The sequence below is a fragment of the Dactylosporangium vinaceum genome, from assembly GCF_019904175.1.
In the GTDB taxonomy this organism is placed as follows: Bacteria; Actinomycetota; Actinomycetes; order Mycobacteriales; family Micromonosporaceae; genus Dactylosporangium; species Dactylosporangium vinaceum.
Genome location: NZ_CP061913.1, coordinates 2,853,175 through 2,876,798, shown reverse-complemented (window position 1 = coordinate 2,876,798; position 23,624 = coordinate 2,853,175). Strand labels below are relative to the sequence as shown.

Below are 23,624 nucleotides of genomic sequence, written 5' to 3'. Positions count from 1 at the left end.
ACTTCTATGGACTCAGAACGTCAGATTGTGCACATTCCCGGGGAGCGATAGTGACTTCGCAGACTTTTGCCGGCCCGCTGTCGGGCGTGCGGGTCCTCGAGCTGGGCAGCTTCATCGCCGGCCCGTTCGCGGGCCAGCTGCTGGCCGACTACGGCGCCGAGGTCATCAAGCTGGAGCCGCCCGGCGGGGGTGACCCGATGCGCCGCTGGGGCGTGGTCCAGGACGGGCAGAGCCTCTGGTGGCCGGCCATCGCCCGCAACAAGCGGTCGGTCGCGCTGGACCTGCGCCACGCGGACGGCCAGGCCGTGGCCCGCGCGCTCGCCGCCGAGTGCGACGTGGTCCTGGAGAACTTCCGGCCCGGCACCCTCGACAAGTGGGGCCTGGGCTACGAGGCGCTCGCCGCGGTCAATCCGGGCATCATCGTCGTGCACGTCTCCGGGCTCGGGCAGACCGGCCCGCGCTCGCGCGAGGCGGGGTTCGGCAGCATCGGCGAGGCCATGGGCGGCATCCGGTTCACCACCGGCGACCCCGGCTCGCGCCCGGCCCGGACCGGCATCAGCATCGGCGACTCCCTGGCCGCGCTGTTCGCCGTCGTGGGAACCTCCACCGCGCTCGTCGAGCGGGCCCGCAGCGGCCGCGGCCAGGAGGTCGACGTCGCCATCTACGAGGCGGTCGCGGCGCTCATGGAGTCGACGATGGTCGACTACGAGCGGGCCGGCGTGCTGCGGACCCGCACCGGCAGCGTGCTCCCGGGCGTCGCACCGTCCAATGTGTACACCAGCGCGGACGGGGCGGAGATCGCGATCGCGGGCAACGCCGACGCGGTCTACCGGCGGCTCTGCCAAGCCATGGGCCGCCCGGAGCTGGCCGACGACCCGCGCTTCGACAACCACGAGGCCCGCGGCCGCAACTCGGTGATCCTCGACGACGAGATCGAGCGCTGGACGGGCTCGCGCACCGCCGAGGAGCTGCTCGGTGTCCTCGCGGAGCACGGCGTGCCGGCCGGGCGGATCTACACCGCGCCGGACATGCTCACCGACCTGCACTACGCGGCCCGGGACATGGTCCTGCGGCCGAAGACGGCCGACGGCGAGGCGGGGCCGATGGCCGGGATCGTGCCGAAGTTCAGCCGCACACCGGGCGAGGTGTCAAGCGTCGGCCCGCGCCTGGGCGAGCACACGCGGGCCGTCCTCGGCGCGCTGGCCGGCGTGGACGACGAGCGCTGGGCCGAGCTCCTCCGGCGCGGGATCGTGGCCGGATGAGCGCCGTCGTCACCGGGGGCGGGCGCGGGCTGGGGCGGGCGTATTCGCTGGCGCTGGCCGCCGCCGGGCACGCCGTCGTCGTCAACGACCTGGGGGACGGCCCGGCGGCCGCGGTCGTCGCCGAGATCGAGGCCGCCGGCGGGACGGCCGTGGCCAGCACGCACGACGTGACGGACTTCGCCGCGGCGGCCGGGCTCGTCGGGCTCGCCGTCGAGCGCTTCGGTGCACTCGACGTCGTCGTCGCCAACGCGGGCATCCTGCGCGACCGGACGCTCGCCTCGATGGGCGAGGCGGAGTGGGACGACGTCATCGCGGTACACCTGAAGGGCACTTTTGCCGTTGCCCACCACGCCGCCGCGCACTGGCGGGCGCGGGCCAAGGCGGGCGGCCCGGTCGACGCCCGGCTGATCACGACGACCTCGGCCTCGGGCCTGTACGGGAACATCGGCCAGTCGAACTACGCGGCGGCCAAGGCCGGCATCGCCGGGTTCTCGCTCGTCGCGGCGCAGGAGCTGCGGCCATACGGGGTGAGCGTCAACTGCGTGGCGCCGAGCGCGCTGACCCGCCTCACCGAGGCGCCGCTGCTGCGCCACGAAGGTGCGATCACCGACGAGCGGCGGCACGCACTCGACCCGAGCTGGGTGGCCCGGGTCGTGGCCTGGCTCTGCGGGCCCGACGCCGCCGACGTCACCGGCCGCGTCTTCGACATCCGCGGCCCGCAGGTCGGCATCGCCTCCGGCTGGCACCTGGAGCCGACGTTCACCCAGCCCGACGACCCCGGCGAGCTCGGCCGGGCACTGCGGGCGGCCGTCGCCGCCGCGCCGCCCGCCGCGGACATGGAAGGACGGCGCAATGGCTGACGGCATGCTGCACGGCGTGCGCGTCCTCGAGCTGCTGGGCATCGGGCCCGAGCCGTTCGCGGGCATGCTGCTGGCCGACCTCGGGGCCGACGTGCTCGCGCTGCGCCGCCCCGGGCAGGTCCCCGGCGGCGGTGGCCTGGAGCGCGGGCGGCCGGTGGTCGCCGTCGACCTGAAGGACCCCGAGGTCCTGGCCGCGGTGCGCGGGCTCGTCGCCTCGGCCGACGTCCTCCTCGAGGGTTACCGGCCCGGCGTCGCCGAGCGGCTGGGCCTCGGGCCGCAGGACTGCCACGCGATAAACCCCCGCCTCGTCTACGGCCGGATGACCGGCTGGGGCCAGGCCGGGCCCCTGGCGCCGCGGGCCGGCCACGACATCAACTACATCGCCGTCACCGGGGCGCTGCACGCGGCGGCGCGGGCCGGGCAGCGCCCCACCCCGCCGGCCAACCTGCTCGGCGACTTCGGCGGGGGCGGCATGTACCTCGTGACCGCGGTGCTGGCCGCGCTCCTCGAACGTGCGCGCACCGGCACGGGGCGGGTCCTCGACATCGCCATCACCGACGGCACGACGTACCTGGCGTCGATGCTCTACGGCATGCACCGCGACGGGCAGTGGCGCGACGAGGCCGGCACCAACCTGCTCGACACCGGCGCGCCCTACTACGACGTGTACGAGTGCGCCGACGGCCGCCACGTCGCCATCGGCGCCCTCGAGCCGCAGTTCTTCGCGGCCCTGGCCGCACTGCTGGGCCTGGACGCTGCGGTGTGCGCGGACCGCGACGATCCGGCCCGCTGGCCGGCGCTGCGGGCGGCGATCGCGGCGGCCGTGCTGACCCGCACCCGCGACGAGTGGGCCGCGCTCGCCGCCGGCACCGACGCCTGCCTGGCCCCGGTCCTGGACCTCAGCGAGGCACCCCGGCACGGCCAGGCGGTGGCCCGCGACCTCTTCATCGACGGCATGCCCCGGCTGCCGATCGCCCGCGCCGCCGCTTCCGGCGACATCGCCCGCACCTGGGGCGTGGATGCCGCACTGTTCGAAGGAGCATCGTGAACGACGCCGTGATCGTCGACATCGTCCGCACCGCCTCCGGGCGCGGCAAGCCCGGCGGCGCGCTGTCCGGCCGGCACCCCGTGGAGCTGCTCGCCGGGGTGCTCCGCGCGCTCGTCGAGCGGACCGGGATCGACCCGGTGCTCATCGACGACGTCGTCACCGGCTGCGTCGGGCAGGCCGGGGAGCAGGCGGCGAACATCGGCCGCAACGCCGTGCTGTCGGCGGGCCTGCCGCTCGGCGTCCCGGCCACGACCGTCGACCGGGCCTGCGGCTCGGGCCAGCAGGCGATGCACTTCGCGGCCCAGGGCGTCATGGCCGGGGCCTACGACGTCGCCGTGGCGTGCGGGGTCGAGTCGATGAGCCGGGTGCCGATGGGGACCGCGATGGTGGGCGGGGCCGACCCGTTCGGCCCGGGTGTGGCCGCCCGGATGTCGCTCGTGCCGCAGGGCATCGCGGCCGAGCTGGTGACCGCGCGCTGGGGGTTCTCACGGTCGGAGCTCGACGCGTACGCCGCCCGGTCACACCGCCTCGCCGCCGCGACCGCGGCGGCCGGCGGGTTCGATCGTGAGATCGTCGGTCCGCCGGCGGGGGACGAGACAATCCGGCCGGCGACGACGCCGGAGGGGCTGGCCGGCCTCCGGCCCGCATTCTTCGACGCCGCGTACGCCGACCGGTTCCCGGAGATCGGCTGGCACATCACGGCCGGCAACTCGTCACCGCTGACCGACGGGGCGGCGGCCGCGCTCATCATGAGCGCCGCCCGGGCGGCCGCGCTCGGGCTGCGCCCGCGGGCCCGGTTCCACGCCTTCGCCCTGGCCGGCGACGACCCGGTGATGATGCTCACCGCGCCGATCCCGGCGACCCGCAAGGTCCTGGCGAAGGCCGGGCTGGGCATCGGTGACATCGACGCGTATGAGGTGAACGAGGCGTTCGCGCCGGTGCCGCTCGCCTGGGCGGCCGCGGTCGGCGCGGACCCGCAGCGGCTCAACCCGCGCGGCGGCGCGATCGCGCTCGGCCATCCACTGGGCGGCTCCGGGGTGCGGCTGATGGCGACACTGGTGAACCACCTGGAGCAGACCGGCGGGCGCTTCGGGCTGCAGACCATGTGCGAGGCGGGCGGGCAGGCGAACGCGACGATCGTGGAGCGGCTATAGCTGCGGGGTGCGCTTCGGGATCGCGAAGACGGCGGTGCCGGCGAGGTGGATCTCGCCGGTCTGCCGGGTCGCCCGCACCTCGACAGTGCAGACCGTGTGCGCGCCGGTGTCCTCGGCGGCGACGATCTCGCCGGTGTAGGTGATCGTGTCGCCGGGCCAGGCGATGGCGCGGAACTGCACGTCGAACCGGCGCACGTTGTCGGGGCCGAGGTGCTCGCCGAGGTACGCGGCCAGGACTCCGGCCTGGCGCATCCCGACGGCGAACACGCTCGGGAACCCGGCCGCCTGCGCGAACGCGGTGTCGTGGTGGATGGGGTTCATGTCCCCGGACGCGCCCTGGTAGCGCACGAAGTCGGTGACGGTGAGCGGCCCCTCGACGAGCGGCGGCCCGACCGGCCCCAGTGCGCGGCTCACTGGGGTGCCTGCTCGGTGACGACGAGCGTGGCGATGGACTCGGCGACGAGCTCGCCGTCGGCGTCGCGGTATTCGGTGACGATGTCGGCGAACTCCAGCGCCCCGCCGCGGCGACCCTGCTTGGTGTAGACGCGGTCGATGCGCTGGCGGCACTGCAGGACGGCCCCGGCCCGCGGCGGCGGCCCGTGGAAGACGTAGCGCTGCCCGGCGTGCAGGACGCGGGACAGGTCCGGCCCCTGATCACCCCAGGGGTCGCTGCCGTCGGTCGTCCAGAACGCGTTGGACGCGAGGAAGGTGGGCGGCGATACGGGCTCGTCGCCGAAGTACGCCGGATGATCCGAGCCGACGGCGGCCGCGAACTCGCGGATCTTTCCCCGCTCGACCGCCATCGTGTACTCGGCACCCGACCGGCCCGCAAATTCCGACATCCGACTCATACATCCACCTCGATTGTGTGCAATCTTGCCCGCCGGCCGCCAATTTGACCGCCCACGTGCTCAAATTGTACGCAACATTTCGCTCACGCACGACCGCGTCCCGCGGAGCGACTCCCCGCCGGGGTCCGATGCCTCAACTGCGGTCCGTCAGCACTTCACTACGCTGACCGGTGCCGATGACCTATGGTTATCGCTTCACCACCGACAGATACTCCACCGACGCCGCGGAATGGGGCTACCTGCCATGACTGTGCCATCCGAGCGCTCCGGCGGACGGTTCGCGCTCGTGGTCGCCACCGGGCAGTACGAGGATGCGGCGTTCTCGACCCTGCACGCGCCCGGCCAGGACGCCCGGGACATGATCGAGGTGCTCGGCGACCCCGAGGTCGGCCAGTTCGACGTCGACGCGGCGATCGACCTGCCCGATCACCAGATTCGCCGCCGGATCGGCGAGTTCCTCGACGGGCGGCATCCGGACGACCTGATCCTGCTGTACTTCTCCTGCCACGGCGCGCTCGACACCCGCGGCCGCCTGCACCTGATCGGGACCGACACGAGCCGGCGGCTCCTGCCGACCACGGCGTTGAGCTCGCCGCTGCTGCTCGACGTGCTCGACAGCTGCCGCGCCCGCAGCCAGATCGTCATCCTCGACTGCTGCTTCAGCGGCTCCTTCGCCAACAAGGGCGGCCCGCTCGAGCAGCTGGTGCAGGACCAGCTGACCAAGGGCGCCCGCAAGCAGCGGGGCCGGGTCGTGCTGACCGCGTGCCGCGACGGTGAGCTCTCCTTCGAGGGCACCGCGCCGCCCGACACCCCGATCCGGTCGGTCTTCACCGCCGCGCTCGTCGAAGGGCTGCGCACCGGCGAGGCGGACCGCACCGGTGAGGGCTTCATCTCCGTCATCGAGGCGTTCAACTACGCGGTCGCGGCCATGGACAAGGCCGGCAGCGACCAGTCGCCCCAGCACTCGATCTTCGGCGGGGAGGGCGAGATCGTCCTCGCCCGCAACCCGAGGGCGCTGCCCGTCCAGCCCGCGCCGCTGCCCGCCGCGCTGCGGGCGAACCTCGAAAGCCCGTATCCGCCGGTCCGGCACGCCGCCATCGAGGTGCTCACCGACCTCCTGCGCTCGCCGAACCCCGCCGTCGCGCTCGCCGCCCGGCAGGAGCTGCAGCTGATCGCGAGCCGGGACGTGCCGCTCGTCGCCGAGGCCGCGCTCCGGGCCCTGCACGGCCCCGGCCCCATCCCCGGGCAGCGCACCGCGCCGGCGCCCGGCGACGGGGTGTCCCCGGCCGTGACCGCTGTCGCGCCGGCCGCGCAGCCGGCGACGCCGGACAAGCCGGCGGTGACGCTGGCGCCGACCGCGATACCGACCACGACGGTGCGCGTGCTGAAGACCCGCAAGCCGGTCGAGGCGATCGCGTTCAGCTCGCTCGGTGACGTGCTGGCCAGCGGCGGCGCCGACGACCTGGTCCGGCTCTGGAACCCGCACGACGGCCGGCTCATCAACACGCTGGCCGGGCACTCGTCCTGGGTGCGCGCGGTGGCGTTCAGCCCCGGCGGCGACATCCTGGCCAGCGGCGGCGGCGACGGCACCGTCCGGCTCTGGAACGCCGCGGACGGCACGCCGCTGATGGACCCGCTCAGCGATCACCTGTTCCCCGTCACGTCCGTCGCGTTCAGCCCCGACGGGCGGCAGCTGGCCAGCGGCAGCGAGGACGGGACGGTCTGCCTCTGGGCCGTGCCCACCGGCGAGCAGCTGGACCCGCCCGGCAACGAGGGCGCGCACGTGCGCTCGCTCGTCTTCAGCCCGGACGGCCGGATGCTGGCCGTCGCCCGCGAGGACGACACGATCGAGATCCACCTGGCCGAGACCGGCGAGATCGCCCGGCTGCCCGGCCACACGCAGATCGTGACATCGATGGCCATCGCGCCGGACAACAGCGTCCTGGCCGCCGGCAGCCTCGACCAGGCGATCCGGCTGTGGGACCTGGGTGACCTGCGCGACCCGCACCAGGCCGACCGGCCCATCACCAAGCAGCAGCGCTGGCCCGCATCACTGGCCTTCAGCGCCGACGGCCGGCTGCTCGCCGCCGCCGACGACCGCCGGGTGCGGCTGTGGGACTGGCGGCGGCGCCGGGAGGTCTGCAACCCGCTCGAGGGGCACACCCGGGCCGTCAAGTCGGTCGCGTTCAGCCTCACCGGCGAGCTGCTGGCCACCGCCGGCGACGACGGCACGATCCGGCTGTGGCAGGCGCCCGACGCCTAGCGCGGCAGGCAGCGCCGCTGCGCTGCCCGGTCTCAGCCCGGCCCTCGCCGCTCGTGCCGGGCCAGCCAGGCGTCGAGCAGTCGCTGCTGCTGCTCGGGCGTGGCCTTGGTGATCCTGATCGTGTCGCCGCGCACGGTCAGCTCGATGGTCCGGTCGTTGCGCGACACCCAGTCGCGGATCTTCGCCACCACCGTCCTCAGCCCGGCCGCGCCGATCTTGACGGCCAGGGTCAGCGCCGTGCCCGGACCCTTGGCCGGCTCCGGCGGCGGCACCGGCAGCTGCTCGACGCCGTCGACGTCGAGCGCGTCGAGCTCGCGCCACAGACGGCGGACGGACTCCCCCGCCTCACCGGCCTCGAGGTCCGCCGCGTCAAGGGTCACCAACAGGTCGGGTTCGTCGGACATGTATCTTCCTTCACCAGCCGGAAAACTTCGTGCTTTCGGTGGACGGGCCATCGGCCTTACCGGCATTTGCCCCAACGCAATTTTCCTGAACCCACGCATTGACGGTACTCGTGCCGGTAACAGTACTTGCGTTCCCGCCGCACACTGGGGTCGTGCGGAGCCGGCAGAATGATCCGGAGCGTTATCCACAGGCGCGCGGCCGCCCTTGTGCCGGGCCCGGCGAATCTGGTTCGATCAACGTTCATGCGACGGCCCATCGGCCCGGCAGCCGGCGGCGTGCACCCGATCATCGCCCGCACACCGGCAACGGCGCACACCAGTGCGACCTTTCGGGGGAATTCCGCACCCAACTTGCTCAGAGCAAGCCAGACACCTCCTCAGGTGATCCACCCGGGCGCGCGGGCAAGGGTAACCTTATTCAGCACCGATATCATCGGTGCCCGCCGCCTGCGACTGCCACCAGCTGTCGCATCGATGAAGGATCACCGACGATGATTGAAAATGACGAGCAGCCGGCCTCCGCCATTAACAATCCGTTTTCATCAGTTGCGGTGGCCTCCATTCCGACCGACGAGCACGCGGCGATCACCGTGCCCACGGCCGCCGTCCGCGACATCTCGGCCTACCTGACGGACCATCTCGCCGGCGCCCGGGCCGGTGCGCCAGGCACGACCCTGGCGATCCTCGGCGGCGCCGGATACGGCAAGACCCATGCCCTGGCGCACCTGCTGACCCGGGCCCGGCAGGAGCACCGGCCGGGCGTGCAGGCCGTCTACCTGGACGCCCGGGCCGCGACATTCACCGCCGTGTGCCGCAGCTTCCTGACGCAGATCGGCCCGGGCGACGTGCGCCGCCGGCTGCACACGCTGGTGAGCGCGGACCCGCAGGCCGGGCCGGAGACGCTGCTGCGCCGCATCGCTGTGACCACCGACCGCTCCGCGCTCGCCGTCGCGCTGGCGATGCTCCTGCGCCCCGAGCGGGAGGCGGTCGCGTGGAGCTGGTGGGCCGGTGAGCTGTCCTCCGCCGAGGCGGCCGAGCACGGCCTGCCCTCCGGCACCGATCCGCAGGCCCTCGCCATGGACGCGGCGAGCCTCGTCGCCTGGCTCTACGGGCACTCCGGCGATCACCTCGTCGTCGCCCTCGATGACGTCGACCGGCTGCTGACCGCCTCCAACCGGGCCGCCGAGACCACCGCCGAGCTGTGGGCGCAGCTGGTCGAGAGCTTCACCGCGGGCGGCGCGTTCCTCGCCGTCACCGGCCCGCCGGAGCTGCTCGCGCAGATGGATGAGCGGTCCCGGCAGCGGTTCGGGCTCACCCTGAGCCTGCCGCCGCTGCACGGCGCGGACATCGCCTGGTTCATCCAGCAGAGCCAGCACCGGGCGCTCGGGCTCGACACGCTCGCCCCGTTCACCCCCGAGGTGGCCGCCTACCTCGCCGACGTCACCGGCGGCGTGCCCCGCCGGGTGATCCGGATGTGCTTCCACCTGTACCGCACCGCGGTCCGGGCGGGCACGCGGGTCGACTACGCCATGGTCCGGTCGGTGCTGCACGAGCACTTCGACGGCCCCGCCGTGCCCGGCGCCCAGGCCGCCGTCGCCCGGCTGCTCGGCGAGGGCGGCCACGACTACCACCGCAGCTACCTGCTCCCGGCCAACGGTGTCGCCACCCCCGTCGACTTCTGGGTCTCGTTCCTCGACGGCACCGAGCGCGCGGCCGGGTGCGCGGTGCTCATCACCGAGTCGGTGCTCAAGCCGGAGGCGGTCGACGACCTCGCCCGCCGGCTGGCCGACATCCGCCTGGCGGTGCCGGACAGCGAGGCGATCCTGGTCGTGGCCGGTCACCTGGCGCCCGAGCTCGCGGCGCCGCTCGCGGCCCTGCTCGCCACCGACCCGATCCTGTTCGAGCCGCCGGCCTTCGCCGAGGAGTTCGCCGAGGCCGTCACGTCGGCGATCCGCCGGCTCGAGCGCAGTGTCGGCGCCGACGCCGGCACGGCCGCCGTCGATCGGCTGCACCGCCAGCAGGCCCATCTACAGCGGATGATGCAGCAGATGACCGATCAGCTCGACACGGTGCACACCCTCGTCGACACCGAGCTGAGCCTCGTCCAGCGGGCCGTCGGGCCGGGCCCGGCCGCGAGCACCGTCATGGCCGGGCCGCCGGGCCCGCCGGGCCTGCGCCCGTCGCTGCTGCCGACCCGGGTCCAGGAGGTGTTCCTGGACGCGCTCGACGCCCTGTCGGGGCTCTGGCGCTTCGACGTCCTCCTCGGGCAGACCTTCGGCTCCACCCCGGCGCCGGCCGACCCCCGTGACGCCGGCGTCGTGCACTGGCTGCTGCGGCCGGGCAACGCGGCCCCCGCGCTGGCCACCTCCGCGCTGCTGCAGCGGCTCATCGAGGCGTTCCGCACCGCTGTCGAGGAGTGGTACCGCCGCCGCGCCGAGCACCCCGGCAGCGCCCCCGAACGCGAGCTGGACCGCATCTGCGGCGTGTACGACACCGCGGCCGGGCTCCTGCCGCTCTTCGAGCTCGGCTCCCTCACCGCATTCGGCGCCCTGGCGAGCCCGGGGGCCGCCGAGACCGGCGGCCGGGGCCTGTTCGACGGCCTCGGCGCCCGGGTCAACCAGGCCGTGCGCGCCTACGGTTGAGCCGCCGCCCGGCCGCCCCTGCGGGCGCCGGGCGCAACGCGATCAGCGCTGTGCGAGCTGCGCCCGCTCCAGCGCGCGGAGCCGGCGGATCTCGGCCACCGGCATCCGCCGCTCCGCCGGCGCCGCTCCGGTCGCGGGCCGGACCAGGAGGCCGAAGCGCCGGTCGAGGGCGGCGTTGAGTCCGAAGTGGATGGCCGCGATCACCACGATCGCCGGTGCGACAACGGCCACGACGCCGGGGAAGTCGCGATCCAGCAGCAGCGCCAGGATCACCGCGGTCATCCCGTTCTGCTGGCCCGCTGCCAGGTAGGCCCGGTCGGCGCGGTCGAGCCCGCGGCCGATCACCACCGACACCGCCGCGTGCGCGGCGACGGCGGCCACGGCCAGGACCAGACCGGTCCGCACGTCGACCCCCTCGACGAGCAGCATGCCCAGCCCGAAGGCGGCGACGTGGAACGCGCCGGTGCTGGCGCGCGCCAGCGCGCGTCCGGCGTCCGGGCGCACGAACAGGCCGGCGACCGCGACGCCGAGGATGAGCAGCAGCGCCGCCCCGACCACGACCACGGCGGCCAGCAGCAGCCACCCGAGCACCGCGGCGGCGAAGGCCCGCCGCCGGGCCGGTTGCGGGCCGCCCGGATCGGCGCTGCCGCCGCGCAGGCGACGCACGCCCCGCCACAGCAGCCAGGCGACGCCGGCGAACACCGCGTTCCCGAGCAGATCCACGGCGAAGTCGCCGAGCCGCTGCCCGCCGGTGCCGAATGCGGACGGGCGGTGCTGCCCGTCGAGCGACAGCGCCACTGCGGTGGCGTAGATGGTCAGCAGCACGGTGATCGGGTCGTCGAACGACGCCCAGGCCGACAGGATGCTCCGGGCCCGGCGGGACAGGCGGTTGCGCTGCATCGCCGCGACCGCGAGCGGGTCGATCTGGGCCACCGCGATGCCGAGCACGCAGGCCAGCGGCAGTGGCTGGACGAGCAGCAGCACGAGCACGATGACCGCGGCCTTGACCAGCACGCCGACCGTGACGGCCAGCACGACAATGCCGATCCGGCCGCGCAGCTCGGCGAAGACGATGTCGCGGGTGGTGGCGATCAGGCCGACGGCCAGGAGGGCGGCGGCAGCGAACTGGTACGGGCGCGAGGCGAGGAATCCGCTCGTGTCGACCGCGAGGCTCAGGCCCCACCCGAGCGCGACAGCGCTCACCAGCGACACCTGAAGCCGGGCGAGCATCCTCACGGCGCCCCCTCCCGGCCGCCTTTACGGACGTTCAGCATACCGAAGGCAATCGTTCCTATCAATGAATTGCGCATGCATCACGGCTCATTCAGTTTTATTCGGCAACCGCGGCGAGCAGCCGTTCCACCTTTTCGTCGGCCTTTTGCACCCTATTCTGAGCGAGCGTCGCGCCCAGCACGAAATCGTCGATTCCGCGGCGATATCCGTAAAACGCCCCCTGCTCGACGTCGAGCACGAGCCGCCACAGCTCGCCGATCTGATCCTCCAGATCCAGACTCAGCTGGCCGAGCAGCGACATCGGGCCGAGGCACAGGCGCCGGCCGAACTCCTCGTACCAGCCGCGGCGGTCCGCGGCGGTGAACTCGCGGCTGTAGAAGGCGGCAAGCGCCGCATGGTTGAGCACGTCGGCCGCGCATCGCCAGGCGCCGCCGCTGAGGTACGCCGCGAAATGCAGATCGGCGGGGTGGACGGCGGCGCGCAGCGCCGTCCGGGCCGCGCTGTGCTCCCCCTCGACCTGAGGATCGGTGGGCGGGCACGACTCCCACGGCTCACCGGCGGACTCGTCCGGCCCGGCCGGCTCGTCCGGCGGCCGGCTCTGGAAGCCGCCCGGGTTCTGGCTCTGCAGATCGATCAGCCGGCGCAGGGCCTCGACGAGCTCGGCGGCGGCCCGATCCTGGCGGTGCATGAGCCCGGGCTCGACCGGCGCCGAGCTGATCAGCAGCTGGTCGGCGGTGACGCTGTTGCAGACGATGAGCCGCTCGGTGCCGTGCAGCACCAGCCGGATCAGGTCGCCGCTGTGCCAGGCCCGCACCACGGCGTCGAGCTCGGCGAACCGGCCGGCGAGCTCGGTGCCGAGACCCTCGAGCCGGCGCCGGTCGGCCGGGCCGGCGCCGGACGCCTCCAGCCGGTCGACGGCGAAGTCCAGCCCGCCACTCGTGTGGTGGGCGACGTAGTCGAGGCCGCGCTCGAGGCCCGGCCGGCAGATCTCGATCCGCCGGGCATTGCCGAACCGCCCCCGGGTCGGGTCGTTGATGTGGATCGGGGCCCCGGGCGGGCTGCTGGCGGCCATTGTCGCGCTCCTCACGTCTGCGGGATCTCGATGTCGATGTCGGCCAGATCGGTCGGGGGCCGCGTCATCGCGCCCGCCCGCTGCGCCTCCCGGATGAGGTTCACATTCTGCTCGGCGACCCGGGTGTACGGGTGCTCCCGCCCGTACACGCGGACGTACCTGTCGAACGCGTCGCGCTGGAGCTCCTCGGCCAGGGTGAACTCGCCGCGGAGCGTCAACTGGCCGGCGTGGTTGGTGCTCGCCGCCATCGTCCACGGATGGGTCCGGCCCAGCCGGTCCTGCAGCGACTCCAGTGCCTTGGCCGATTCGCGGAACGCCAGGTCGAGCTGGCCCTGGCGGCTGTGGAACAGGCTCAGGTCGATGGCGGCCACGGCGACGAAGGGGTGCTGCTCGCCCAGTCGCTGCTGCAGACCCCGCTTGCAGAACTCTGCCAGGTGTACCGCGTTCTCGTTGTCACCGGCCCGGTAGTAGTCGATGGCCAGGTTCATCCGGGCGGCCCGGGTGTGCGGATGGTTCTCGCCGAAGAGCTTGTGATAGCCCTTGTACACCTCCGCGCTGAGAATCTTCGCGGCGTCGTGCTGACCGAGCCGGCGGTAGGTCACCGCGAGCGTCCGGCGGATCGCCAGCTCGTCCGGGTGGTCGGGGGTGAGCAGTGCCGACATGCGCTGCCGGGCGTCGGTGAGCGTGTGGCGGGAACGCTCGTAGTAGCCCAGGTCGCGCTCGAACGTCCCGACCCACCCGGCCGAGCGCCAGGTCCGCGGGTCCTGGTCGCCGAAGAGCCGGCGGCGCGCCTCGAACTCCTGCTCCTCCAGCTCCAGCGCCAGGGCGGTGGCCCCGGCCAGGTAGGCGGCGACCGCGTAGTTGTGCGCCGCCATCCTCGTCTCCGGGTGCTCCTCGCCGAGCAGCGCCTTGAAGCCGTACAGCGTCTCCGCGTCGTTCGACCGGGCCTCCCGGAACGAGCCGAGTCCGCGGAGGTCGCCGCCGAGACCCCGCATCGTGGTCAGCGTGGCGCGATGGTTGCGGCCGAGCACCTGGAGCTGCTCGTCGAGCATGACGCTGTCGACCTCGCCGGCCCGGTCGAAGGCGCCGAGCCCGCGGTGCAGGTTGGCGATCTGGGTCTGCAGGCGCCAGATCAGGCTCTGGTGCGGCGTCGGGCGGCCCGGCTCGTCGTCCTCCGCGAGGTCGTCGTCCTCGCCGAACTCGTCCTCGCCGAGCGGCCGCTCCTCGAGCGGTGCGACGGCGACCGGCGCCGGACCGGCCGGCAGCGGACCCGGCGGCAGCGGGTCGGGCAGCTGCGGATCCGGCAGCAGGGGGTCGGGCAGCGGGTGCTCGATCCAGTGCGCGAGGGCCCGCTTGGCCACGTCCAGCGCCGAGGGCCACGGCTCGCCGTCGCCGTTGCGGTACAGGTGCTGCACCTGGGCGACGATCCACTGCCGCACGATGAGATCGGGGCAGCGCCACGCCTCGGTGTGGTCCAGGTGGGGCTGCAGCTCGTCGAAGCGGTACCGCAGCTGCGGATCGCCGTGCTGGAGGTCCGTCGGCGAGTAGTGGGCCAGGCCGCGCAGTGCCTGCCGCCGGCGCTGTTCGAGGATCGGCTCCGGCATCCGGTCGCGCACGAACTGCTGCACGGCCCGGTGCATGACGAGCGTCGCGTCGGGCCGGCCCCAGGCGACCTCGAAGAGCCCGAACCGCGCGCCCTCCAGCAGCGCCCGGTCCACGTCGTCCGCCTCGAACAGCGTCATGTCCTCGTCGCGCCCGACCGCGGCGGCCAGCGCCACGAGCATCGGGCGGGAGCGCAGCAGGCGCATCGAGACGCCGTCGGGCGACAGGAACGCGACGAGCTCCGCGAGCCCGAGGATCAGCTCGGCCTGCCGCGAGCCGAAGCGGCGCAGCGCGGCGATGCTGATCGTCATCGCCCGGCTCAGGCTGTCCTCGGCCGCGCCGTCGGCGTCGCGGAGACGGTCCATCAGCTCGCGGACGCTCCACTGCAACGCGAACTCCGGCGCGCGCCCGCGCCCGCGCAGCAGCCGGATGTACTGCACCAGCAGCGACGCGGCCACCTGCAGCGCGAGCGGCAGGTCGGCCAGCCGGTCGGCCAGCCCGTCGGCGCTGCGCTCGTCCAGGTCGTTCACCCGCCCGCGCAGCAGCTCGATGCTCTCCTCGCGGCGCAGGCCGCTGATCTCCAGCGGCGAGGGCAGCCCGAACTCGCCGTAGTCGCGCGAGGTGATCAGGGTGTGGCCGGCCCCGACCACCGGCAGGAACCCGCGCAGCGCGTCGAAGCTCTCGGCGTTGTCGTAGACCAGCAGCCAGCGCTCGCGCCGGCCGAGCTCCTGCAGCGCCGCCTCGGCCGCACCGCCGACGGTCTCGGGCACGTTGAGCGCCTTGCCGAGCGCGGTGAGCCCGGCCCGCAGCGAGCCCGGGTTCTGCGCCTGAATCCAGCACACGAGGTCGTACTCGTGGGCGAAGCGGTAGACGAACTCGCGGGCCAGCTCGCTCTTGCCGACGCCCGGCCCGCCGGTGAGCGTCATCTTCGGGTGCTCGGCGAGCTCGTCCTTGACCATCTCCAGGCTCGCGCTGCGGCCGGTGAACATCCGGCTGCGCTCGGGCACCCGGATGAACAGCGGCGGCAGCTCGCCCGGCAGCCGGGCCCGCGCGGCCCCGGCCCCCCGGGCCAGCGGGAAGAGCCCGAAGGTGCTCAGCAGCCGGGCCCGGGCCCGCTCCGCGTCGCCGACATCGCGCAGATCGACGAGCTGGGCGCCGCCGACGGCCGTGGGCTCCTCGCCGGCGACCACCAGCCAGTAGGTCTCGCCCGGGGCGTCACCGTCATCGGCCGGCCCGGCGACGGCCTCGCTGCCGTCCACCACCACGAGCGTGGCGCAGGGCCGGTCACCCGCCGACGCCGGCCGGCTCTTGCGCCACACCTGCGCCCCCGCGTCGGTGAGCTGCTCGACCGCCCAGTCGGCCCACTGCCGGCAGGCGGGCGGGTACTGCACGACGATCTGCTCGCCGAGGCCGGAGGTGTCGAGCTGGACGCTGCGCAGGTAACGGCGGCGCACGTCGGGGTTGATGGCGGGCGACTTGATCTGCTGGTCGCCGCTCAGCTGCCGCGCGGCGGCGAGGTAGGCGGCCAGCGGCAGGTCCTCGATCTCCGGCTCGTCGGCCAGCACCGACAGCACGTGCTGATAGGTGTCGTAGCGATAGCCGGGGACCTCGACGATCTCGAACTCCAGCCGGCCGGCCTCCACCTCCGGCGCCTCGTCGCGCAGCGGGCCGAGGGTGGCCTTGATCTGGCGCACGGAGCCGGCCCGCCCCGAGGCGTGGAACTCGTACTGGGGCATGGCCAGCACGCGGATCCGGGCGATGGCCGCCTCCGCGAGCTTCCGGGCGATCTCGTTCACCTGCTGCAGCGCGCTGAGGCGCCGCTCCGGGGCGCAGACGACGACGGTGTCGCACAGGCGGCCGCAGTACTGCACCGCCGCATCGCCGAGCTCCTGCGGCGCGTCGATGAACACGTAGTCGAACGGCAGCTCGCCCAGCCGCCGGCGCAGACCTATCGCGCCGTCACCGCCGGCCGGATACGCCTGGTCGGAGCTGATCATCGTCAGCTCCGCGCGCGCGGCCGTGAGGTGGTAGGTCTGCACCGTCGGGGCGCCCGGCCCGATCGGGTGCAGCAGCCCGACGACGTCGGCCGGCAGGATCTGGTCGGCCCGGACCGAGCCGGCCTGGAAGGGGCGCACGAAGTCGGCGACGCGCGGGGTGTTCACGCACCAGTCGATGACCAGCACGCGCCGGTTGGCGGCGGCGAGGATCCAGGCGATGTTCGTGAGCGCGTTCGTCCGCCCGGCACCCGGCGCCGGGGAGACGAACGCAATGATTTTCGCGGTCGTTGTTGCCTCGGTGCCCGACGTGCTCATGTCACTCCCCTGCCGAAGCGGCCGGACGCGTCGGCCGATTGTTCGGCACCGCTCCGCCCAGTTGACACCAGCGCATTTCCGGAATGGGTCAACCGAACGGCCACCAGTCAGGGGACGGTGATCAATTCGGCGCGCTTTCCCGGATCAACGCACTCTCGAACTTCCTGTCACGGGGACCGGGGGCGCAAGCGTCGCGCAACACCCGTTCGATCGCCGCCGCGAGCACCGTCGGGGCCATCGCCTGCAGGTCGGTGAACCGCAGGTGACCGACGTCCACCAGGGGCGCCGCCGCCTCTTCCCGCTCCGCTTCCACGTCGCTGCACCCATCCGTCCCGTCGTCATCGTAGTGGCTGCCGACGAGCGCCGCGCCGCGCCCGTCCCCCGTTGGATGACAGTGATCACCGCCGATGCTGGACTGGCGACGTGCCATTACGGTAACATCCAGTCAGCGCGCAATAGATTTGGTCGATCGTCACCACTGTGGAGCACGATGTCTAGCAGTTTTGGTGACAGATCATTGCACCCAGAATACAACTTCGCCAATGCGTCGTTCAGCCAGTTCGTCCTGAAGCTGGCCGGCCGCTGCGATCTTGCGTGCGACTACTGCTACGTCTACACGATGGCCGACCGCCGCTGGCGTGATCGACCGGCGTTGATGAGTGCCGCCATCGCCGGCCGCACCGCCGAGCGGATCGGCGAGCACGCCCGCGCGCACCGGCTCGACGCCGTCAGCGTCGTGCTGCACGGCGGAGAGCCGCTGCTGGCCGGGGCCGGCCCGATCGGCGAGGTGGCCGCGGCCGTGCGCGACGCCCTGCCGGCCGGGTGCCGGGCCGGGGTCGACATCCAGACGAACGGCGTGCTGCTCGACGACGCCGTGCTGACCGTCCTGGCCGAGCACGGCATCGGCGTCAGCGTCAGCCTGGACGGCGACGCCCGGGCCCACGACCGCCACCGCCGCCGGCGCGACGGGCACGGCAGCCACGAGCGGGTCCAGCAGGCGCTGCAGCGGCTCGCGCGGCCGGAGTACCGGCCGCTGTTCAGCGGGCTGCTGTGCACCGTCGACCTGCGCAACGACCCCATCGGGACCTACCGCGCCCTGCTCACCCACGCCCCGCCGCAGATCGACTTCCTCCTGCCGCACGGCAACTGGACGGCCCCGCCGCCGCGCCGCGGACCCGACCCCGGGGCCACGCCCTACGCCGACTGGCTCATCCCGATCTTCGACGCCTGGTACGCCGGCGACGGCGCCACCGGCGTCCGGCTCTTCGACGACATCATGCAGACCCTGCTCGGCGGCCGCTCCCGGGTCGACGGCGTCGGCCGCGGCCCGGCCGGCTACCTCGTGGTCAACACCGACGGCACCGTCGAGTGCGGCGACACCGTCAACGCCTCCCTGGAGGGCGCGGCCGACACCGGCCTCGACGTCGTCCGGCACGCCTTCGACGACGTGCTCACCGTTCCCGCCGTGCGGGCCCGGCTCGCCGGGCTGCACCGGCTCGGCGCCCAGTGCCGGGCGTGCGCCCTGCTCAGCGTCTGCGGCGGCGGGCTGCCGGCCCACCGCTACCGGGCCGGCCACGGGTTCGCCAACCCGTCCGTGTACTGCCCCGACCTCTTCGCCCTCATCAGCCACATCCGGCGGGCCGTCGCCCGCGACGTGGAGCGGATGCCCAGGCTCTCGGCCTGACGCCAATGACCGTTCCCAGCCACGAGCTGCCCCGGCGGGTCCTGTGCGCCCTGGCGGCCGGTGGGGGCGGGCCGGTGGCGGTGCGCTGCCTGCGCGACGCGGAGCTGAGCCGGACGCGGCTGCTGATGCACCACATCGTCGAGCGCAGCGCCGCCGTCCGGCATCCGCACGCGGCGCTCGTGGGGCGGGCGTTCGCGGTGCTGCTCGACGTCGAGCGGGCCGCCGCGGCGAGCGTCGTCGCGCTGCTGACCCATCCGGCCGTCGCGGCGTGGGCGGTGCACACGGTCCGGACGCTGCACGGCGCGCGGCCGGACGGCGCGAACCCCGGGTTCATGGCGGCCGTCGCCGCGTCGGCCGCGGCCCGCGCGGGGCTGCCGGCCCTGGTCGACGTGCCGGCCAATCCGGACGGCGGCCGGTACATCGCGCTGCCGGGCGTGGGCTGGTTCGACGCCGGTGCCGCCGGCCTGCTGCGGCTGCGCACCGGGCCCGGCGGGGAGCCGGAGCCGGTGGCGGTGCCGGCCGGTGGCGGCCCGCGCTGGCACCCGGCCGTGCGGATCGACACGACCCACGACGGGCTGCGGCTGGCCGCCGATCTCGACTTCGCGTCGTGGCACCATGCGCTCGGCGCCGCGTACTGCGCGGAGCGGGGTGTCGGGCCCGGTGAGCCGGAGCCCGACCGCTGGCGCGACGGGCTGGCGGCGGCCTGGGCGCTGCTCGGCTCGCATCACCGCGGCACGGCCCACGAGGTCGCCGCGGCGCTGCGGGTGCTGGTGCCGCTGGCCGACCCGGCGCAGGGCACGACCAGCAGCACGTTCGCCGGGGCGTTCGGTGCGGTGGCGCTGTCGGCCCCGGCCGGGCCGCGCACGACCGCGCTGGCGCTCGCGCACGAGCTGCAGCACTCCAAGTTCATCGTGCTGGCCCGGCTCCATCCGCTGCTGGGTGAGGAGGCGCCGGGCGAGCTGTACTACGCCCCGTGGCGATCCGATCCGCGCCCGCTCGGTGCGCTGCTCGACGGCGCCTACGCCTTCCTGGCCGTCGCCCGGTTCTGGCGCACCCAGCGCCTCGTCGAGGCCGACCCGCAGGCGAGGGACGAGGCCGACGTGCAGTTCCACCGGTGGGCGGGTGCGACGCACGACGTGGCCCGGATGCTGCTGCGCCATCCGGCGCTGACGGACATGGGCCGCTTCGTGACCGCGCGGATGCTGGCCCGGGTGCACCGCTGGCGGCAGGAGCCGGCCTCCGAGCGGGCCGCGGCGGCGGCCCGGGACGCGGCCGCCGCGCACCTGGCCGAGTGGCGCCGCACCCATCCCCACGGCGCCGATGCCTGGTACAGCTCGTCTACGCTTGTCGCATGCCGGACCCCGTGACCGCGCAAACACCCCGACGCTGCTTCGTGATCGCGCCGATCGGTGACGAGGGCAGCCCGACGCGGGTCCGCAGCAACAAGGTGATGCGGTATCTGATCAAGCCGGTCGTCGAGGAGATGGGCTTCGTCGCCGAGCGCGGCGACGAGATCAACAAGGTCGGGTACATCACCTCCGAGGTCATCGACCGCATCATCAGCGACGACCTGGTGATCGCCGACCTGACCGACCTCAACCCCAACGTCTTCTACGAGCTCGCCGTGCGACACGCGGTGCGCAAGCCGTTCGTGCAGCTCATCGAGCACACTCAGGTGCTGCCGTTCGACGTGCACGGCATGCGGACGATCCTCGTGGACTTCGACCCGGAGGCGCTGGACCGGGCCAAGGACCAGCTGCGCGAGTCGATCACCTGGCTGGACCAGAACATGGAGCGGGTCGTCACCCCGATCTCCTACGCGGTCGCGACCCAGGAGCTGCGCGGGTCGAGCTCGGCCGAGACCGCGGTGCTGACCCAGGTGAGCCAGGCGCTGCCGCAGGTCGCCGAGGCGCTGCAGGAGCTGCGGGCGGCCGTGCTCGGCGAGCGCAGCACCCCCGACCCGGCCTCCGGAGCCGACCAGGCCGCGTTCGCGCGGGTGCGCACGCTCGTCGAGGAGCTGACCCGCCGCGGTGCGGTGACCGACGAGGACCTGGCCCGCCTCGGCTCCGGCACGGAGCTGCCCGGCCGGTTCGTGAGCTGGGTCCAGGCGCTGCGCGCGCTCAACGGCCGCTGAGCCGCGGTGCCGGCGCGCTCGCCGGCTGCAGCCGCACGAGCGAGAAGCCCTCGTCGGCGAGGAGCTCCGGCAGCCAGCGGACCACGTCGCGGGCCTGCTCCCGGCTCGCCTCGCTCAGCTCCGGCCAGCTCACCAGGTCGGGGTGGCGACGCCGGCCGTCGTCGCGGACCGGGCCGTGGCGCCAGCCCTGCGCGCGCCGCTCCGCCTGCCAGCGGTCGTGCTCCACGATCGCGAGCCGCTCGATCTCCTCGGGCCGCATGCTCGCATCGCCATCCTGGTGGCCACGGACCGCGATCACGCAGCCGAGCGCCCGCAGCTTCTCGGCGATCCCCTCGACCTGCGCGCGGTTGGCGTTGCGGACCGACTCGGCCAGGCCGGCCCAGCCGGGTCCGCCGCCCTGGCCGGAGGTGGCGAGATAGCGCTCGTGGATGCGGCGGGCCAGGCGCTCGGTGAGATCGTCGGTGATGATGCCGGCGTCGCAGGCGCGGGTCAGGACCGGGAAGATCAGCAGCTTCCGGCCGACCTCGTCGAGCAGGTCGACACCCGGGCGGCCGTGGAACGCCTCGGCGAGGGCGCCGTGGGTGTGGGTGACGACGACGATGGTACCGGTGACCGCCCGCCACAGCGCCGGGCTGCTCAGCGCCAGGTCCAGGGACGCCTGCTCATCGGCGTGGCAGAGGTAGAGCCGCTCGCAGCCGGCGGCGCCGGGCCGCCCCGGGTCGAGCTCGTCCTCGCCGGCGGCGATGTCGGCGGCGGCCAGGAACGGGAAGCGCGCGGCGAGCTCGGCGACCGTGCGCTGCGAGCCGGGCCCGACGACGGTGAGCCGCAGCTGCGCCGGGGCGTGGCGAAACCGGGCCACCGTCTCGACGATGAGCGGCCGGCGGAAGTCACCGGCGCCGGCGATGATCACCCGGACCGGGCCGCCGCCCGCCGGCGGGTGCAGCGGATGCAGCCGGTAGAGGTTGCGGGCGGCGATGTCGTCGACGTGGAAGTACTCGAGCCGGAAGCGGCCGGCGCCGGCCGCACCGAGCCGGCGGGCCTGCAGCGCCTGGCACTCCTTGGCCCGGTTGAGTTGCACGTAGACCCACGGCGGGCGGGCCAGCCCGGCGATGGCGTCACGGACGACGACCGTCGCCGCGTGGTTGGTCTCGTCGTGGCGGCCGCAGACGTACACGTGCCGGGCCTGCCGCAGCCCGGCCCCGCGCAGCATCGCGAGGGTGATCGTGTCGCCGGGCCGGGCGGCGACCGTCACCACCCGCCGGCCGGCCGCCGTCAACCGCTCCGTCAGGGCCCGCGCGAACGGCGTGTCGCCCAGCACCACGGCGTGCTCGCGCGCCGCGCGGGAGCGCAGCCGCCGCAGCTGCTCGCCGAGCAGCACGCGCCCGGTCTCCACGACCGTGAGCAGCGTGAACAGCGGAGCCAGGAAGCGGGCCACCTCCAGCTGCCACGGGTACGGCCCGCCGTCCTGGAGCGGCTCGGAGCTCAGGACGAACAGCTGCAGGGTGTAGTACGGCAGATCCCAGCGGTCGTAGCCCGGCGAGCGCGCCTGCAGCAGCTGGTGCATCCCGCTGAGCCCGAGCAGGACGGCGGCGACGGCGACGGCCACGAACACGGACCGGATGAGGGTCAGGCCGGCCCTGGTCATGCGACAAACATAGGCCCTGCGCGGTCTCCGGTTGAGCGCTCGCAAGTGTGAACGGCCGGCGCTCGTCGGGCCGGCCGGGCGCGAGCCGCAGCGGGCCGCCGCCGGGGCTGACCCGGCGCTCGCGGACAAGTGCCCGGCCATGGCCCTGCGTCCCGGCGTGTGAGACTTGGCGCGTGGATGCGAAGCGGGTGCAGGGGATCGGGTTCGCGGCGTTGCTGGGGGCGGCGGCCGGGGCGGCGCTCGCCGGGCATCGCCGGCCGCGGGCGGTGCTCGGTGGGGCGCTGGCCGGGGCCGGGGTGCTGGCGGCCGTCGACGCCGCCGCGCGGGCCCGCCAGAAGCCCGACGAGGTGCCGGCGGTCTGGTCGCGGATCGCCGCCAGCGGGGCGTTGGCCGCGCCCGTGGGGTGGGCCGCCGGGAAGGCCGGGGCGTCGTCGCTCGCGGTCGGGGTGGCGGCCGGTACGGTGGCCGGGGCGATGGGCGTGCGGCCGCACAAGGTTGCGCTCGGGCCGGTCGTCGGGCTGGCGGTGGGGGCGGCGATGCGCCGGCGGCCGGCGGCTCAGGTGGCGGCGGCGACCGTGGTGACGTTCCGGACGGTGTCGCAGCTCGTGTTCCGCGAGCCGCAGATCCAGCTGCTCGCCGAGAGTGCGACCGCCGAGCAACTGCCGTTCGTCGTACCGCTGGAGGCCCGGACCCGCTACGTCGGCACCGGCTACGTCCGGGACCTGGCCGCGGCCACCGGCGGCACCTACCAGGAGGCGGCGGCCGACGTCGGCATCGTCGCCTCCCTCGACGCGCTCGAAGGTCCCGACTTCGACCCGGGCGGCGTCGACCCCCTGGTGCGGGAGTTCTACGAGCACACCACCCGGTTCGCGCTGGACATCGAGCCGCGCTGGCGGGCCTGGGTGCGGCCCGGGTATCTGCTCTACCGGACCCTCGTCGCGCGGCCGCTCGGGCAGGCCAACGTACCCATGAACCTGCGGGAGGCCCAGCGGGGCGTGCACAGCCGCATCGACACCATCAGCGGGGCCGACGGCGCCGTGCGCACGCGCGGGTGGATTCGCAGCTTCGCCCACAGCGGCGAGCCGATCTACGTCGGCATCTATACGACGTACCGCCACGACGGCCGCGGATACGTCAGCGTCGGCTTCCCGCTCCCGCAGGCCAACTTCACCGCCACGCTCGCACCGCGCGGGCGGGCCGGCGGCGGGCTGCGGCTGACCAGCAAGGGCCACGACGGGCAGACCGGGCACTACCTCAGCTACGTCGACGCCGCCAGCCGCAACCTCACGACCCTTGGCGTCCCGGGATTCGCCGAAGAGCTGGACGTCTATGTACAGGACGGTGAGCTGCGGGCCGACCACGCATTCTCCGTCTTCGGGCTGCCGTTCCTCACGCTCGGGTACCGGATCAGCCGGAAAGTGCCCTGAGGGCGCACACCCTCGATCTGATACGTAGTTT

At 74.0% G+C, this 23,624-nt stretch carries 19 protein-coding genes; 11 read left to right on the top strand and 8 right to left on the bottom strand.

Annotated features, from left to right (window positions below; translation table 11 throughout):
* The first annotated feature begins 50 nt into the window (after positions 1–50).
* Genes Dvina_RS12680 through Dvina_RS12665 form a run of 4 tightly spaced genes read left to right on the top strand, consistent with a single transcriptional unit; the run spans position 51 to position 4,324 of the window.
* Entirely contained in the window at positions 51–1,262 is a 1,212-nt protein-coding gene (locus tag Dvina_RS12680; protein WP_223102670.1) for a CaiB/BaiF CoA transferase family protein, read from the top strand.
* The gene (locus Dvina_RS12675) at positions 1,259–2,122 is read left to right on the top strand and encodes an SDR family NAD(P)-dependent oxidoreductase (protein ID WP_223102669.1); all 864 of its coding nucleotides are present in this window, start codon (positions 1,259–1,261) and stop codon (positions 2,120–2,122) included. Before Dvina_RS12680 ends, Dvina_RS12675 begins: the two co-directional genes overlap by 4 nt.
* Positions 2,115–3,170: a CaiB/BaiF CoA transferase family protein gene (locus Dvina_RS12670; protein ID WP_223102657.1), complete on the top strand. Its 1,056-nt coding sequence runs from the start codon at positions 2,115–2,117 to the stop codon at positions 3,168–3,170. Before Dvina_RS12675 ends, Dvina_RS12670 begins: the two co-directional genes overlap by 8 nt.
* Positions 3,167–4,324: a thiolase family protein gene (locus Dvina_RS12665; protein ID WP_223102655.1), complete on the top strand. Its 1,158-nt coding sequence runs from the start codon at positions 3,167–3,169 to the stop codon at positions 4,322–4,324. The genes Dvina_RS12670 and Dvina_RS12665 overlap by 4 nt, the downstream gene beginning before the upstream one ends.
* Here the strand turns inward: Dvina_RS12665 and Dvina_RS12660 are convergent.
* Together Dvina_RS12660 and Dvina_RS12655 are read right to left on the bottom strand one after the other, a co-directional pair.
* Positions 4,319–4,738, bottom strand: coding sequence for a MaoC family dehydratase (locus tag Dvina_RS12660; protein ID WP_223102653.1), 420 nt, complete (start codon positions 4,736–4,738; stop codon positions 4,319–4,321). The two genes, Dvina_RS12665 and Dvina_RS12660, sit on opposite strands and share 6 nt — an antisense overlap.
* Positions 4,735–5,175 carry an FAS1-like dehydratase domain-containing protein gene (locus Dvina_RS12655; RefSeq protein WP_223102652.1) on the bottom strand — a complete coding sequence of 147 codons (441 nt, stop codon included), beginning with the start codon at positions 5,173–5,175 and terminating at the stop codon, positions 4,735–4,737. Before Dvina_RS12655 ends, Dvina_RS12660 begins: the two co-directional genes overlap by 4 nt.
* 244 nt (positions 5,176–5,419) lie before the next feature.
* On the opposite strand from Dvina_RS12655, the gene Dvina_RS12650 reads away from it, so the two are divergent.
* The gene (locus tag Dvina_RS12650) at positions 5,420–7,438 is read left to right on the top strand and encodes a caspase, EACC1-associated type (protein ID WP_223102651.1); all 2,019 of its coding nucleotides are present in this window, start codon (positions 5,420–5,422) and stop codon (positions 7,436–7,438) included.
* Between the two features lie 32 nt (positions 7,439–7,470).
* Here Dvina_RS12650 and Dvina_RS12645 read toward each other — a convergent pair whose 3' ends face one another.
* Positions 7,471–7,842 carry a hypothetical protein gene (locus tag Dvina_RS12645; protein ID WP_223102649.1) on the bottom strand — a complete coding sequence of 124 codons (372 nt, stop codon included), beginning with the start codon at positions 7,840–7,842 and terminating at the stop codon, positions 7,471–7,473.
* 551 nt (positions 7,843–8,393) lie between these two features.
* Here Dvina_RS12645 and Dvina_RS12640 point away from each other — a divergent pair.
* Complete coding sequence (locus Dvina_RS12640; protein WP_223102646.1) at positions 8,394–10,484, top strand: hypothetical protein; 2,091 nt, start codon at positions 8,394–8,396, stop codon at positions 10,482–10,484.
* 42 nt (positions 10,485–10,526) lie between these two features.
* Here the strand turns inward: Dvina_RS12640 and Dvina_RS12635 are convergent, their stop codons facing one another.
* The 4 genes from Dvina_RS12635 to Dvina_RS12620 form a co-directional block, all read right to left on the bottom strand.
* The gene (locus Dvina_RS12635) at positions 10,527–11,687 is read right to left on the bottom strand and encodes a hypothetical protein (protein WP_223102639.1); all 1,161 of its coding nucleotides are present in this window, start codon (positions 11,685–11,687) and stop codon (positions 10,527–10,529) included.
* A gap of 127 nt (positions 11,688–11,814) precedes the next feature.
* Entirely contained in the window at positions 11,815–12,789 is a 975-nt protein-coding gene (locus tag Dvina_RS12630; protein WP_223102637.1) for a hypothetical protein, read from the bottom strand.
* 11 nt (positions 12,790–12,800) lie between these two features.
* Positions 12,801–16,703 carry an FxSxx-COOH system tetratricopeptide repeat protein gene (fxsT, locus tag Dvina_RS12625; protein WP_223102635.1) on the bottom strand — a complete coding sequence of 1,301 codons (3,903 nt, stop codon included), beginning with the start codon at positions 16,701–16,703 and terminating at the stop codon, positions 12,801–12,803.
* Between the two features lie 121 nt (positions 16,704–16,824).
* Positions 16,825–17,133 (bottom strand): hypothetical protein, encoded by a 309-nt coding sequence (locus tag Dvina_RS12620; protein ID WP_223102634.1) that lies wholly within the window; start codon positions 17,131–17,133, stop codon positions 16,825–16,827.
* An 87-nt stretch (positions 17,134–17,220) separates the two neighbouring features.
* Between Dvina_RS12620 and Dvina_RS12615 the strand changes: the two genes are divergently transcribed.
* Genes Dvina_RS12615 through Dvina_RS12605 form a run of 3 tightly spaced genes read left to right on the top strand, consistent with a single transcriptional unit; the run spans position 17,221 to position 20,521 of the window.
* Positions 17,221–18,387, top strand: a complete 1,167-nt coding sequence (locus tag Dvina_RS12615) for an FxsB family cyclophane-forming radical SAM/SPASM peptide maturase (RefSeq protein WP_246656182.1) — start codon at positions 17,221–17,223, stop codon at positions 18,385–18,387.
* Positions 18,388–18,392: 5 nt separating this feature from the next.
* Positions 18,393–19,754, top strand: coding sequence for an aKG-HExxH-type peptide beta-hydroxylase (locus Dvina_RS12610; protein WP_223102630.1), 1,362 nt, complete (start codon positions 18,393–18,395; stop codon positions 19,752–19,754).
* A complete protein-coding gene (locus Dvina_RS12605; protein ID WP_223102629.1) occupies positions 19,739–20,521 on the top strand; it encodes a hypothetical protein in 783 nt (260 codons plus the stop codon). The genes Dvina_RS12610 and Dvina_RS12605 overlap by 16 nt, the downstream gene beginning before the upstream one ends.
* On the opposite strand, the gene Dvina_RS12600 is transcribed toward Dvina_RS12605, so the two are convergent.
* Positions 20,508–22,166, bottom strand: coding sequence for a RyR domain-containing protein (locus Dvina_RS12600; RefSeq protein WP_223102627.1), 1,659 nt, complete (start codon positions 22,164–22,166; stop codon positions 20,508–20,510). The genes Dvina_RS12605 and Dvina_RS12600 overlap by 14 nt on opposite strands.
* A gap of 31 nt (positions 22,167–22,197) precedes the next feature.
* Here Dvina_RS12600 and Dvina_RS55155 point away from each other — a divergent pair, with 31 nt between their 5' ends.
* Together Dvina_RS55155 and Dvina_RS12595 are read left to right on the top strand one after the other, a co-directional pair.
* Positions 22,198–22,329 carry a hypothetical protein gene (locus tag Dvina_RS55155; protein ID WP_281428384.1) on the top strand — a complete coding sequence of 44 codons (132 nt, stop codon included), beginning with the start codon at positions 22,198–22,200 and terminating at the stop codon, positions 22,327–22,329.
* A 10-nt stretch (positions 22,330–22,339) separates the two neighbouring features.
* Positions 22,340–23,593 (top strand): hypothetical protein, encoded by a 1,254-nt coding sequence (locus Dvina_RS12595; protein WP_246656181.1) that lies wholly within the window; start codon positions 22,340–22,342, stop codon positions 23,591–23,593.
* Positions 23,594–23,624: the final 31 nt, after the last annotated feature.